This is a genomic window from Kitasatospora sp. NPDC054768 (assembly GCF_053612025.1).
Genome location: NZ_JBSHBN010000008.1, coordinates 63,965 through 76,984, shown reverse-complemented (window position 1 = coordinate 76,984; position 13,020 = coordinate 63,965). Strand labels below are relative to the sequence as shown.

The following is a 13,020-nucleotide window of genomic DNA, read 5'->3' as shown; positions in this document are numbered from 1 at the left end:
CGGCCTCAGTACCGGCCGTACCGGCGCGGGAAGTAGTCCTGGAGTTCGCCGTCCCGCTCGATGTCGACGGTCGCGCAGTGCAGCCCGCCGCCGAACGGCCCGACCGCCCGGAACGGCACCGGGACGATCTCGAAGCCGTACGAGGAGAGTTGCTCCGCCAGCCGGACCTCGTTCTCCTCGATGCACAGGGTGTTCTCGTCGAGGTTCAGCATGTTCCCGGCGAGCCACGGGCTGCAGAACGACAGCTTCGGCGGGTGGTCCCAGCTCGCGGGCTGCACCGCCTCGACGATCTCCCAGTCGTTGAGCCGGAAGAACTCCATCAACTCGGCGTCCGCGAGCCGCTCGCCGCAGTGCAGCACCAGGCCGGGGCGCAGCGGCACCCAGGTGGCGTCGATGTGCAGCGGGTGGGTGTTGGTGGAGGTCACGGCGTGCACCCGGTGGTCGGGGAAGTGGCGCTTGAGCCACTGGTAGCCGCTGCGGTTGGTGACGAAGGACAGTTGGACGAACAGGTCCTTGCCGAAGCGGGCGACGTCGGCGGCGTCGAACAGCGGCTCGGCCTCGGTCAGCACCAGGTCGTAGTCGCGGACCCGGGCCAGCTGTTCCTCGGTGGACAGGTCGTTGTAGGTGTCCCAGAACTCGGTGTGGTACGAGGCGTCGGTGAGCCGGGGTTTCGGGGCGGCCTCCCAGCGCATGCGCTCGTCGGCCTCGAACAGGCCCTGCAGCACGGGCCGGTAGCACAGGTACTCGTGCCAGCGGCTGCGGTAGGACATGGTCGCTTCCAGGACCTCGTTGCCGACGGTCAGCAGCAGGTCCCGGGGCGGCATGCAGCCGAACATGGAGTCCTGGGTCCAGTCGGGGGTGCCGACCTGCTGGGTGAAGTCGACGGGGGTGGGGCGGTCGACGCGGATGCCGCGGCGGCGCAGCAGTTCGGCGAAGTCGTCGAGCTGCTGCTCGGCCTCGGCGACCATGTCGGCGGGCATCGGGCCGTGGGTTCCCAGGGGGAAGCCGTCGTCGGGGTAGTCCCGGCGGACCGCGTGCTCGGGGGCCTGGACCACGGTGCCCTCGGCGCGCCCGACGATCACATGACGCAGGGGGTCCCAGCCGTTCCAGGCGTTGACCCGCACCGGCCGTTCGGTGGTGTCGGGGGTCGCATCGGGCGCGGTCGTCGTCTGCTCGGTCACGTACAAGCCCTTCGATGGGGGTCGCGTGGGTGACGCAGAGGCCCAACCTGCGGGGGCCACCCGGGAGGAGTCAAGGCGTTGCGCCCGCCACGGGACACCGAACGTCATCTTCCGGCCGAATGTCCGTGCCTCCGCGCCGCGGGGTGATCGGACGGGTAGTCAGAAGACTGCCCCCATAGCGAACTTGGAGACCCCATGGCCATTCGCGTGCCCTGTCGCCCCTTGGTTCTCACATTGCTCCTGTCCCTGGCCGTGGCCGGGTGCGGTTCCGGATCGGGCGGCGGCTCCGGATCCGGCGGCAAGCTGACGGTGTGGCTGGCCGTGGACGCCCAGGAGAGTTGGCCACAATTGGTCCAGTCCACCAACGACCGTTTCGCCAAGGACCACCCCGGGATCCAGGTCGACGTCCAGTACCAGCAGTGGACGACGAAGAACCAGAAACTGGACGCCGTCCTCGCCGGGAAGAACGTGCCCGACGTGGTGGAGATGGGCAACAGCGAGACCACCAACTACATCGTCAACGGTGCCTTCGCCCCCCTCGAACCGGCCCGCTTCGACCAGTCGGACGCCTGGCTGCCGGCGCTCGCCGACGCCTGCCGCACCAACGGCAGGACGTACTGCGTGCCCTACTACGTCGGGGCCCGGGTCGGTGTCTACCGCACCGACTACTTCGCCCGGGCGGGTGTGCCGGGCGCCCCGAGGACGTACCCCGAACTCCTGTCCGCGTTCGACAGGCTGAAGAGCACCGTCGGCGCCCAGGACCCGAACTTCTCCGCCTTCTACATGCCCGGCCGCTACTGGTACGCGGCGATGGCCTTCGTGAAGGACGCGGGCGGCGAGATCGCGGTGAAGGACGGCGACCGCTGGAAGGCCTCGCTGTCCTCGCCGAAGTCCGTCGCCGGGCTCACCGAGTGGAAGCGGCTGATCGACGCCTACTACGTGGGCGACCGCGCCAAGGACAACGGCGACCAGCCGGCCGTCGTCGGCCAGGGCCACGTGGGCGTCTTCTACGGCAACACCTGGGAGGCCGACGCCGCCGCCGACGAACGCTCCGGCGGGGATCCGAAGCTGAAGGACAAGTTCGCCACCTTCCCCTTCCCCGGCCCGTCCGGGAAGCTCCTGCCGCCGTTCCTCGGCGGCTCCACCCTGGCCGTGCCGGCCAAGTCGACGCGCAAGGACCTGGCCGCCGACTGGATCAAGCTGTTCACCGACCGGGAGTCGCAGAAGACGCTGATCGCCGCGAACACCCTGCCCAACAACACCGTCCAGCTGGCCGAGGTCGCCGGCGGCGGCATCAACGGCCCGGCCGCCCAGGCCGCGGCCACCGGGGGCTGGATGACCCCGTTCGCGCCGGGCTGGACGTCGGTGGAGAAGTCCAACGTCCTGCCCGAGATGCTCGAACGGATCGCCAACGGCAAGGCGTCGGTGCAGGACGCCGCGCGGGAGGCGGACCAGCGGATCGACGAAGTGGTCAATGAGCGCTGACCGGGGCCGGCGGCGGCGTCCGCTGCTGCCGTACCTCCTGATCGGCCCGACCGTCCTCGCGCTCGTCCTGGTGCTCGGCTACCCGCTCGTGGACATGGTCGTCCTCTCCTTCCAGGACATGACCCGCGAGCAGCTGTTCAGCGGCACGTCGCCGCCGTGGGCCGGGCTGGACCAGTTCCGCCGGATCCTCGGCGACGGGTTCTTCTGGACGGTGGTGGCCCGTACGGTGCTCTTCACCGCGGTGTGCGTCGTCCTCACCGTGCTCTGCGGGCTGTTCACGGCCCAGCTGATGCACCGGGTCTCCCCGTGGGTGCGCGCCGTCATCGCCGGGGTGCTGGTGACCGTGTGGGCGATGCCCGTCATGGTCGCCGCGTCGATCTTCCGCTGGCTCTTCGACGCCGACTACGGCGTGGTGAACTGGCTGCTCTCGAACCTGCCCGGGGTCGACCTGGCCCGCCACAACTGGTTCACCGACCCCTGGCAGGGGTTCTCCGTCATCGTCGCCGTCGTGGTGTGGGGCTCGCTGCCGTTCGCCGCGATCACCCTGCGGGCCGCGCTGGCCCAGGTCCCGCCCGAGTTGGAGGAGTCCGCGGTGCTCGACGGGGCCCGGCCGTTCCAGGTCTTCCGGCACGTGACCCTGCCGGTGATCAGACCGGTCCTCGTCATGGTCACCACGCTGTCGGCCATCTGGGACTTCGGCGTCTTCAACCAGATCTGGCTGATGCGCGGCGGCCAGCCCGAGCGGGAGTACTACCTGTTGGGCGTCTACTCCTTCATCGAGTCCTTCGCCGTCAACCGGTACAGCACCGGGGCCGCGATCGCGCTGGTGACCGTCGTGCTGCTGCTCGCCGGTTCGGTCGTGTACCTGCGTCAGATGTTCCGGACGGGAGAGGTCGAATGAGGCGGCGGCGGTCGCCGGGCCGCGACCTCCTCGGGCTGCTCGTCGCCGCGGTGATCGGCTTCCCCGTCTACTGGATGGTGCTCACGGCGTTCCGGCCGGCCTCCGAGATCCTGCGCCTGCCACCGGAGTTCTGGCCGGGCCGGTTCACGCTCGACAACTTCGCCCGGGCGCTGGGCACCGAGACCTTCTGGGCCAACGTCCGCTCCAGCGTGGTCATCGGCCTCGGCACCGTCCTGGTGTCGCTGGTCGTCGGCGCCCTCGCCGCCTTCGCCCTCGCCCGGTTCCGCTTCGCCGGCCGCAGGGCCTTCGTCGTGGTGATCCTGATCGTCCAGATGGTCCCGCTGACGGCCCTGATCATCCCCGTGTACCTGCTGCTGAACGACGTCGGGATGACCGACAGCCTCACCGGCGTGATCCTCACCTACCTGGTGTTCACGCTGCCCTTCACGGTGTGGATGCTGCGCGGTTTCATCGCCGGCGTCCCGGTGGAACTGGAGGAGGCGGCCATGGTCGACGGCTGCGGCCGCCTCGGCGCCTTCCGCCGGGTGGTGCTGCCACTGCTCGCCCCCGGCATCGTCGCCACCTCCGTCTTCGCCCTCGTCCAGGCGTGGAACGAGTACGTCCTCGTCTACGTCCTGCTGTCGAGTCCGAAGAAGCAGACCGTCAGCATCTGGCTGGTCTCCTTCCAGACCAGCTTCGGGACCGACTACGGCGGTCTCATGGCGGGTGCCACGCTGACCGCCCTGCCCGTCGTGGTCTTCTTCCTCGTCGTCCAGCGCAGGATCGCCTCCGGCCTCGCGGCCGGCGCGGTCAAGGGCTGACCGCGAGCACAGCAGGCCCCGCTCTCCCGGCGGCACCCCGTTCACGTCCACAGGAGGATTCCGTGACGCACGACCGCCTCGATCTCGTGTCCAAGCTGTACCAGCCGTCCGGCTGGCCCCGTGTCCTGGAGGCCGCCTCGGGAGCCGCCTCCGGGGCGCCACTCGTCGTGGACCTCGATCCGACGACCTTCTGCGACCTGGCCTGCCCCGAGTGCATCAGCGGAAAGCTCCTCAACCAGGGCCGCTTCACCCCCGAACGGCTGGCGGCGCTCGCCGAGGAGCTGGTCGCCCTGTCCGTCCGGGGCGTGGTGCTGATCGGGGGCGGCGAGCCGCTCGCCCACCGGGGCACCCGCAAGGTCCTGCGCATCCTCGGTGAGGCGGGCCTGGCCGTCGGGGTCGTCACCAACGGCACCATGATCGACAAGAACCTCACCGAACTCGCCCGCTACGCCACCTGGGTCCGCGTCTCGATGGACGCGGGCACCGCCGGGACGTACGGGCTCTTCCGCCCCGACCGCAAGGGCCGCAGCGTCTTCGACAAGGTCGTCGCGAACATGCGGCTGCTCGCCGAGGCGAAGAGCGGCGCCCTCGGCTACTCCTTCCTCGTCATGACCCGCCGGGAGCCGGACGGCCGGACCGTCAGCAACCACACCGAGGTGCTGCGCGCCGCCGAACTCGCCCACGACATCGGCTGCGACTACTTCGAGACCAAGGCGATGTTCGACGAGGAGCACCACGTCATCCAGGTGTCCCAGGACATCCTCGACGCGGTCGACCGCCAGCTCGCCGAGGCGGCCCGGCTGGAGAGCGACACCTTCCAGCTCGTCAACTCCTCCACGCTCACCTCCCTGCGCCGCCACACCGGACCCGTCCAGCCCAAGGAGTACCACCGCTGCCGGGTCGCCGAACTGCGCACCCTGATCACCCCCTCCGGCGTGTACGTCTGCGCCTACCACCGCGGCAACCCGATGGCCAGGATCGGCGACGCCGTCACCGACAGCCTGGCCGACATCTGGCAGGGCTCCGACCGCGGCATCATCGACCCGAGCCGGGACTGCCGCTTCCACTGCGCGCGGCACCGCTCCAACCTGGAACTGGAGCAGATCGCGGAGGGAACGGGCGCAGTCCCCCTCCAGGAGGACTACGACCCGTTCCTGTGACCGTCGCGGTGACCGTCACACCGCGCTGACGCCGACCCGATCCCCCGCCCGGGCACCGCGGCTCCCCGCCGCCGCCCGGGCGGGGATCACCCGCGCCCCGGGGTACCGGCCGCGCAGCGCGCCGGCCAGGCCCGCCACCACCGCGGGCGCGTCGCCCGCGCGGCACACCCCGACCAGCGAGCCGCCGCCCCCGGCCCCGCTGAGCTTCAGCGGCAGGCCGACGGCGCGCAGCGCCACCGTCCGCAGCTCCTCCAGGAGCGGGGTCGACATGCCCTGGAAGTCGCGCATCGCCGCGTGCGCCCGGGCCATCGCCTCCCCCAGCGCCTCGTGGTCGCGCCCGCGCAGCGCCGCCCACGCGGCGGCCGAGGCCCGGTCGGCCTCGGACCGGTACGCCGCGAGCGCGGGATCGCCGGCCGCGAGCTGCGCCCGCACCGTACGGATGTGGTCGCCGGTGTTCTTCCGGGTGCCCGAATCCACCACGACCACCCGCCAGTCGTCCGGGAACTCCAGCCGCTCCCTGACGACCGGCAGCCCGTGCTCCCGGCCGTCGATCAGCAGCGCGCCGCCCTCGGCCACGGCGAGGTGGTCCATGCCGCCGCCGTTGAACCGGGCGAACTCGAACTCGTACGCCCACTGGACGATCGAGCGCTCCGGCACCCGCTCGCCGGCCGGCGCCCCGGCCTCGGCGAAGGCCCGGAACAGCGCCACGATCAGCGCCGTGGACGAGGACAGCCCGCTCGCGGGGGGCGCCTCGCTGCGGACGCGCACCGGCGGCGGGGCGGGGGCCATCCCGGGGAGCCGGGCGCGCAGGAAGGTCCACACCTCGGCCGGCCAGTCGCCGGCCGTCTCCGCGACGGCCGTCGCCCCCGGCACCACCTCGACCGTGGTCGGCAGGTCGAGGGCGAGGCTGACCGAGCGGCCCGCCCCCAGCCAGTCCAGGTCCTCCCCCGACAGGCACGCCCGGCACGGCACCGCGGCGCGGATCGGATGCTCTTCGCTCATCCGGTGCTCTTCGCTCATCCGGCCTGGAACCTCCCCTCGGCGACGAACGCCCGGTACATCGACAGCACCACCGCCGTGGGCGGGTGCAGCGGCCCCGGCGGATCGTCGAGGCGCCGGAACTCCGCCCGGCGCACCTCGTCCGCCCCGGGGGCGAGCTCCCCCGACCAGCGCCGGGCCACGAAGCACAGCGCGAAGCAGTGGGTGACGTCCCCGTTCGGATAGGTCAGGGTGTGCACGGCCGGATCGGACAGCGACCCGAACGCGACCAGGTCCTCCTTCTCCACCCGCAGCCCGGTCTCCTCCGCCACCTCCCGGACGGCCGCGTCGGCGAAGCCCCCGTCCTCCTCGCAGGCGCCCGCCGGCAGCTCCCACACGCCGTTGTCGACCCGCTGCTGGAACAGCCCCCGGCCGGCCGCGTCGAGCAGCAGGACCTGGGCGCCCGGCATCAACAGCTTTCTGCCGCCCACCTTCTGACGCAGTGACCAGGTGTACGACCCGACGTAACCCATGCCCGCACCGCCTCCTTCGCGGCCCGCCCCACGGCGGACGTCCACGGGGCCACAGACTGTCACGCGTTCTCCTCCACCAGCCAGCGCGGCACCGCCTCGGGTGTCGACTCCAGCCACCGCACGTACCGGTCCACGCCCTGCGCCACGTCGATCCGGGCCCGCCAGCGCAGCAGCTCCCGGCACCGCTCCGTGGAGGCGTAGCCCCCGAGCGGATCGCCCTCGGGACGCGGGGTGACGATCCGGCGCGCCCCCGGGAAGTAGGGGGTGAGCAGGTCCGCGACCTCCCGGACGGACGTCGGGCGGCCCGTCCCCACGTTCACCGTCCGGCCCGCCATCCCCTCCTCCACGAGCGCCAGCGCCGTCGCCTCGGCCACGTCCTCGACGTGGACCAGGTCGCGCACCTGGACGCCGCCCCCGTTCAGGCGCATGGGACGGCCGAGCCGGGCCTGCAGGGACAGCCACGGGACCATCCAGGAGTGGCTGCCCGGCTTGGGGATCTGCGGCTCCCCGTACACCGAGAAGTACCGGACGATCGCGTGCTCGCACCCCGACGACGCCCCGAGCAGCAGCCGGGTCTGGTGCTCCGCCCACAGCTTGCCGTTCGCGTACACCGACAGCGGGAACAGCGGCTGGTCCTCGTGGAACACGTGCGGGCCGGGCGAGTCGGCGGGGCCGTCGCCGTACACGGACGCGGACGAGACCAGCACCAGGCGGCGGATCCGCGCCCGGGCCGCCTCCTCCAGGACGACCTGGGTGCCCTGCACATTGGCCCGGAAGGCGATTTCGGGATTCCGGGTGCAGGCGGCCACGTCCGCGTAGGCGGCGGCGTGGACCACGAAGTCGGCCTCCCGGAGCAGCCCGGCGACCGCGTCCCGGTCGCACACGTCGCCGACGACGAGCCGGGCCCCACTCCTCTCCACCCCGAAGACCGCGTGGCCGGACTCGGGGTAGGCGTCCATCCGGTCCAGGACGGCGACCTCGGCACCGGCCCGGCACAGCAGGGCGCTGAGCCGGCTGCCCACCAGGCCCCCACCCCCCGTCACGACGACGCGGGCGTCGCGCAGTTTCTCCAGCCGGGCCTCGACGCTCTCGCCCCCGTCGGCTCCGGCTTCGTTCGATGGCGCGTGCGATCCAGCGGACATGTGTGTCCCTTTCCGTGGAGACGGCGAACTCGGATGCGCGCTCACACACAGCCACAGGCTTCACACGGAAGGTGGCGTGCCAGCCCAGCATCCGTGGATCTCCAACCGCTCCGCCAGTGCGAATTCGGCACTCTTGCCAGCCCTCGGCGCGATCCGTACTGTCCGGAACCGGTGGCACCCGCAGTAGCCGATCGCTCCAGTGGATCCACCAAGTCCCTTACGCCCCACCAGAGACAGGGAAATGAGATGACGCTCCATCAGCTCAGTGGGGTGGTCATGACCCACCCGAAGCGCCGGCGGGCCGCCGAGCGGATGGCCCTGGCGGCGCCCCCGGGCACGCTGCGCGTCGTCATGGACCCGGACCCCACCGGCACCCCCTCGGTGCTGCGCACGGCGCTCGCCGCCTGGGAGGCCGTCGAGGACGGCGCAACCCACCAACTGGTCGTCCAGGACGACATGCTGTTGTCCGAAACGTTCTTCGAACGGGTCCGCCTCGCCGTCGACGCGATGCCGGACGCGGCACTGGCCCTGTTCGCCCTGTGGGACTCCCGCAACGGGGCCGCGGCCCGATTCGGCGCCATGGCCGGCGCCCGCTGGATCGGCGCGGTCAACGAGTACTTCCCGTGCGTCGCGATCGTGCTCCCCCGGGCCGTCGCCGAAGGCTTCGTCCGCTACGGCCGCGAGCGCCTCGGCGGCTGGCCCGACGACATCCTGATGCACCGCTACCTCCGGGACGCCGGCGTCCCCCGCTACGTCTCCGTCCCCAACCTCGCCGAGCACCAGGACCGCGGCTCGATCTCGGGCAACGCCTTCCGGGGGCCGCGCCGTTCGGTCTGCTTCCTGCCCGGCGACCGGCCCGGCGACGAGGGGAACCGGCTGACCGGCCTGACGGTCCTGCCGTTCCTCAAGTACGGCGTCGCCCGCTGCGCGGTACGGGTCACCGGGCCGGGCCCCGAACGCTGGCTGCACCTGGACTGCGAGCAGTACCTGCACGGCCTCGGCCTGCCCCGCACGCTGTTCGCGCCGCCCGGGCCGGAGCCGGACGCGCCGGACGTCCGCGGGACCTGGCTCACGGCCCTCGCCATGGGCCACGAGGCCGCCCGCCTCGGCCTGGACGTCGACGGCTCCGCGCCGGCGGTACGGGCCGAGGTGTACGCCGAGGCGATCGCGACGATCGGACCCGGCGGCATCAGCAACACCAGCACCGAGGAACACCTCGCCGAACGCCGCGAGGCCCTGGCCGCCGTCGCACGACGCGCGCTGGCCGCCGGACACGAGGCCGCCGACCGCCCGGCCCCCCGCCGGCCCCGGCGGCCCGCCGGCCTCACCCTGCGCGGCGGCGCCACACCGCTCGGCGAGCACCTCGCACGCAGACTGGCCGACCTCACCGGCGACGCGGCGCCCGACGCCGTCCTCGACCTGACCGGCCTGCGCGCGGGAGCCCCGGCCCGGGAACTGAGGATCCACCTGCCCGACGACCCGCGGCCGTACACCCTGACCGTGGACGAGGTGTACGGCCCCGGCTGCTCCCGGGACACCCTCGTCGGCCGCATGGTGTGGGACGCCCTGCGCAGCCGGCCGGTGGTCGTCCAGGAGGGCCCCGACACCGAGGTGCACCCCGTCTACACGGACGACCTGGCCGACGCCGTGCTGGCCGTGCTGCGCACCCGGCCCACCGCCCGCGCCCTGACCGTAGCGGGCGAAAAGCCCGCCACGCTCGGCGAGTTGGCGCACGCCGTGCACACCGCCGTCCGCCCGGTGCCGGTCCGGACCGATCCACCGGCGCCCGGACCCCCCACCCCCCGGCCGGCGTTCCCGGACGGCCCCCGCCCACCCGGCTGGACACCGGCGACCGGACATGCCAAGGGACTGCACGCCTTCGCCCAGTGGCTCGCGTACGAGGGCACGCTGCTCACCGTCGTCTGACCTCGCGGGCGGCGGGCGGCGGCCGGGGCGCCTACGAGCGGCTCGACACCCCCGGGCGCGGCGAGGCCGTCGCCCCCGGCTCCTTCCGGCCCCGGCCCGGTGGCCCCGACGCCGCTGTCGGGGCCACCGGCAGGCGCACGGTGAACACCGAGCCCCTGCCGGGGGTACTGGCCACCCGGACGCTGCCGTCGTGGACCTCGGCGAGCTTGCGGACGATGGCGAGGCCGAGACCGCTGCCGCCGGTCCGACGGCTGCGGGACTTCTCCGCCCGCCAGAAACGCTCGAACACCAGCGGCAGGTCCGCCTCGGCGATGCCACTGCCGGTGTCGGCGACCTCGATGAGGACGGCGTCGGCGTCGGTGCGGGCCCGCAGGGTGACCGTGCCGCCCGCCGGGGTGTGCCGGACCGCGTTGGCGACCAGGTTGCCGACGGCCTGGCGCAGGCGCACCGGGTCGGCGAACAGCTCGGCGCCGGCCACCGAGCCGTCCGGCGCGCTCCCGGACGACATGTTCCCGGACGACGCGTCCCGGGAAGGCTCGACGGCCAGCGCCAGGGCCACTCCGGACGCCCGCGCCCGGGCTCCGTGCGCGGTGGCGACCTGGGCCAACAGGTCCTCGACGTCCACGGGTTCGCGGTACAGGGCCAGTTCGCCCGCGTCGGCGGCGGCCAGGTCCTTCAGGTCGTCGATGAGGTGCTGGAGCAACAGGGCCTCTTCGAGCAGCGAGCCCGTCAGCGCCCGGTCGGCCGTGGCGACGCCGTCCTCGACGGCCTCCAGCCAGCCGCGGATGTTGCTCAGTGGAGTGCGCAGCTCGTGCGCGATGTCGCCCACCATCGCCTTGCGCAGGTCCTCCAGTTGCCCGCGCCGTTCCGCCATCGCGTTGAAGGCGGCGGCGAGTCCGGCGATCTCGTCGCGGCCGGTCACGTCCACCCGGGCCGAGAGGTCCCCGTCGGCCATCCGCCGGGCGGCGTGGGTGAGGGCGTGCAGCGGCCGGGAGAGCCGCAGGCCGACCGTCACCGTGACCGCCACGGTCACCGACAGCACCAGGGCCGCGACCTCGGCGACCCGCCCGGGGTGGGCGGGGATCGACGCGGACACCGCCGTGGGGGCCTCGCCCCCGGCTCCGGCGCCGGTGACCTTCGGGGCGGTCACCGGGGTGTCGACGAACAGCAGCACGGGCGGCGCCACGTACTGGACGAGCTGCTGCCGGCGGGCGTTGGTCAGGCAGGCGGACATCGCCCGGTCCTGCGGCGCCGGCCCTGCCGGGATCCCGTCCGGCCCCAGGGACAGGGTGACGGGACCGGCCTGCCGGCGGGCCAGGCAGGCGTTGACCAGCGCGGTGAGGTCGGTGAGCGCGGCGCGCTCGGAGTCGGTCGGGGCCGCCATCACCACGGGGGACGCGCAGCGCACACCGTCGGCGCGGTCGTCGGTGGTCCGCAGCCGCGGCCGCCCGGCGAGGTCGTCGGTGACGGTCGCCTCGATGCCGAGCGCCGACCGCAGGCAGTCCGCCTGCCGCAGCAGGGCGGCCCGCAGGGTCGCGTGCTCGGCGGCGGTCGGCCGGAACGGCCCCGCCGCGCGGGCGTCGATCCGGTCGCTCGGTGCGCCGGGCAGCATGGCGATGTCGACGGCGAGCGGGTCCACCGTGGTGGTGGGCGTACGGGGCAGGGCCGTCCGCTCACCGGTCGTCGACGCGGGACCGGTCTCGGGCCCGTCCACGGAAACGGAAACGGGAGCGGCACCGGCACCGGCACCGGCACCCGCCCCGGCCGCCGAGTCCACGACCGGTTCGAAGCGCGGCGTCGCCAGGACGATGCGGCGCCCGGTGGCGTCCGCGAGCCGCCGAACGGTCTCCTGCGCCCCGCTCCAGTCGGCGTGGGTCGCGGCGTAGCCGAGCAGTTCGTCGTAGATCCGGGTGTGGTCCACGAGGACCCGGGTCTGCTCCCGCTCGATCGCGCCGGTGGTCGTGCGGGCGGCCAGCCAGGCGGTCGCGGCGATGGAGCACAGGGAGACCAGGGCGGAGAGCGCGAGCAGCCGGACCGTCAGGCTGCGGCGCAGCGGGGTGTCAGGACGCACCGGGCGGCTCCTCCGCGAGCTTGTAGCCGATGCCGTACACCGTCAGGAGGGCGACGGGGCGGCGCGCATCCGGTTCGATCTTGCGGCGCAGGTTCATCACGTGGGTGTCGACGGTACGGGTGGTGATGTAGCGGTCGATGCCGTGCAGGTGTTCCAGCAGCTGGGCGCGGGTGAAGACCCGGCCCGGCTGGCCGGCCAGCACTTCCAGCAGCCGGAACTCGGCGGGTGTGCAGCCGATCTGACGGCCGTGGGCGGTGACCTCGTGGCGCAGCGGGTCGACGGTGAGCGGTCCGACCCGCAGGACGGCCTGCGGCCCGGACGCGTCCTGGGCGTCCCGGCCGCCGTGGGTGTCCCGGGCCGGGGCCGGCCGGGAGCCGCGGCGCAGCAGGGCGCGGACCCGGGCGACCAGCTCCCGGGGGCTGTAGGGCTTGGTGAGGTAGTCGTCGGCGCCGAGGTCGAGTCCGAGCAGGAGGTCCTCCTCGGCGGTGCGGGCGGTCAGCATCAGCACCGGCAGGGGGGACTCGGCGCGCAGGGCGCGGCACACGTCCAGGCCGTCCAGGACGGGCATCATGACGTCGAGGACGAGGAGTTGCACCGATCCGAGGCGGGCCCGCTCCAGGGCGGCCCGGCCGTCGTGGACGACGTCGACGCGGTGGCCTTCGCGTTCCAGGTACAAGCGGATGAGGTCGGCCTGTTTGGGATCGTCCTCGGCAACCACCACGTGTGCGCACATACGGATGATCGTAAAGCGCCGTCCGATCGCCGTTCCCCGACCGTGTCCTCCCACGTCACCACCGCTTTCCGACTGCTTCCTGACAACTT

11 protein-coding genes are annotated in these 13,020 nt (G+C 73.1%); 5 read left to right on the top strand and 6 right to left on the bottom strand.

Features of this window, described 5'->3' with window-relative positions; genetic code table 11:
* Window positions 1–5: 5 nt before the first annotated feature.
* Window positions 6–1,181, bottom strand: a complete 1,176-nt coding sequence (locus ACWGKU_RS04085; protein WP_380540777.1) for a serine/threonine protein kinase — start codon at window positions 1,179–1,181, stop codon at window positions 6–8.
* A gap of 222 nt (window positions 1,182–1,403) precedes the next feature.
* On the opposite strand from ACWGKU_RS04085, the gene ACWGKU_RS04080 reads away from it, so the two are divergent.
* The 4 genes from ACWGKU_RS04080 to ACWGKU_RS04065 all read left to right on the top strand — a co-directional run bounded on the left by ACWGKU_RS04080 (window position 1,404) and on the right by ACWGKU_RS04065 (window position 5,548).
* Window positions 1,404–2,666 carry an extracellular solute-binding protein gene (locus ACWGKU_RS04080; RefSeq protein WP_452177344.1) on the top strand — a complete coding sequence of 421 codons (1,263 nt, stop codon included), beginning with the start codon at window positions 1,404–1,406 and terminating at the stop codon, window positions 2,664–2,666.
* On the top strand, window positions 2,656–3,567 hold the full coding sequence (locus ACWGKU_RS04075) for a carbohydrate ABC transporter permease (RefSeq protein ID WP_359904643.1): 912 nt from the start codon (window positions 2,656–2,658) through the stop codon (window positions 3,565–3,567). The genes ACWGKU_RS04080 and ACWGKU_RS04075 overlap by 11 nt, the downstream gene beginning before the upstream one ends.
* Window positions 3,564–4,388, top strand: coding sequence for a carbohydrate ABC transporter permease (locus tag ACWGKU_RS04070; RefSeq protein WP_380540786.1), 825 nt, complete (start codon window positions 3,564–3,566; stop codon window positions 4,386–4,388). Before ACWGKU_RS04075 ends, ACWGKU_RS04070 begins: the two co-directional genes overlap by 4 nt.
* A gap of 62 nt (window positions 4,389–4,450) precedes the next feature.
* On the top strand, window positions 4,451–5,548 hold the full coding sequence (locus tag ACWGKU_RS04065; RefSeq protein WP_359904638.1) for a radical SAM protein: 1,098 nt from the start codon (window positions 4,451–4,453) through the stop codon (window positions 5,546–5,548).
* Between the two features lie 15 nt (window positions 5,549–5,563).
* Here ACWGKU_RS04065 and ACWGKU_RS04060 read toward each other — a convergent pair whose 3' ends face one another.
* Genes ACWGKU_RS04060 through ACWGKU_RS04050 form a run of 3 tightly spaced genes read right to left on the bottom strand, consistent with a single transcriptional unit; the run spans window position 5,564 to window position 8,201 of the window.
* Window positions 5,564–6,550: a GHMP family kinase ATP-binding protein gene (locus ACWGKU_RS04060; RefSeq protein WP_452177343.1), complete on the bottom strand. Its 987-nt coding sequence runs from the start codon at window positions 6,548–6,550 to the stop codon at window positions 5,564–5,566.
* Window positions 6,551–6,564: 14 nt separating this feature from the next.
* A complete protein-coding gene (locus ACWGKU_RS04055; protein WP_359904633.1) occupies window positions 6,565–7,059 on the bottom strand; it encodes an NUDIX domain-containing protein in 495 nt (164 codons plus the stop codon).
* A 59-nt stretch (window positions 7,060–7,118) separates the two neighbouring features.
* Window positions 7,119–8,201 carry an NAD-dependent epimerase/dehydratase family protein gene (locus tag ACWGKU_RS04050; protein ID WP_452177342.1) on the bottom strand — a complete coding sequence of 361 codons (1,083 nt, stop codon included), beginning with the start codon at window positions 8,199–8,201 and terminating at the stop codon, window positions 7,119–7,121.
* Between the two features lie 246 nt (window positions 8,202–8,447).
* On the opposite strand from ACWGKU_RS04050, the gene ACWGKU_RS04045 reads away from it, so the two are divergent.
* Window positions 8,448–10,127, top strand: coding sequence for a hypothetical protein (locus ACWGKU_RS04045; protein ID WP_452177341.1), 1,680 nt, complete (start codon window positions 8,448–8,450; stop codon window positions 10,125–10,127).
* Window positions 10,128–10,158: 31 nt separating this feature from the next.
* Here ACWGKU_RS04045 and ACWGKU_RS04040 read toward each other — a convergent pair whose 3' ends face one another.
* Together ACWGKU_RS04040 and ACWGKU_RS04035 are read right to left on the bottom strand one after the other, a co-directional pair.
* Entirely contained in the window at window positions 10,159–12,198 is a 2,040-nt protein-coding gene (locus ACWGKU_RS04040) for a sensor histidine kinase (RefSeq protein ID WP_452177340.1), read from the bottom strand.
* A complete protein-coding gene (locus ACWGKU_RS04035; RefSeq protein WP_452177339.1) occupies window positions 12,188–12,931 on the bottom strand; it encodes a response regulator transcription factor in 744 nt (247 codons plus the stop codon). Before ACWGKU_RS04035 ends, ACWGKU_RS04040 begins: the two co-directional genes overlap by 11 nt.
* Between the last annotated feature and the right edge of the window lie 89 nt (window positions 12,932–13,020).

Coding starts and splice junctions, on each gene's coding strand:
- ACWGKU_RS04075 (WP_359904643.1), top strand. CDS start 2,656: ATGAGCGCTGACCGGGGCCGGCGGCGGCGTCCGCTGCTGCCGTACCTC.
- ACWGKU_RS04070 (WP_380540786.1), top strand. CDS start 3,564: ATGAGGCGGCGGCGGTCGCCGGGCCGCGACCTCCTCGGGCTGCTCGTC.
- ACWGKU_RS04060 (WP_452177343.1), bottom strand. CDS start 6,550: ATGAGCGAAGAGCATCCGATCCGCGCCGCGGTGCCGTGCCGGGCGTGC.
- ACWGKU_RS04055 (WP_359904633.1), bottom strand. CDS start 7,059: ATGGGTTACGTCGGGTCGTACACCTGGTCACTGCGTCAGAAGGTGGGC.
- ACWGKU_RS04050 (WP_452177342.1), bottom strand. CDS start 8,201: ATGTCCGCTGGATCGCACGCGCCATCGAACGAAGCCGGAGCCGACGGG.
- ACWGKU_RS04045 (WP_452177341.1), top strand. CDS start 8,448: ATGACGCTCCATCAGCTCAGTGGGGTGGTCATGACCCACCCGAAGCGC.
- ACWGKU_RS04035 (WP_452177339.1), bottom strand. CDS start 12,931: ATGTGCGCACACGTGGTGGTTGCCGAGGACGATCCCAAACAGGCCGAC.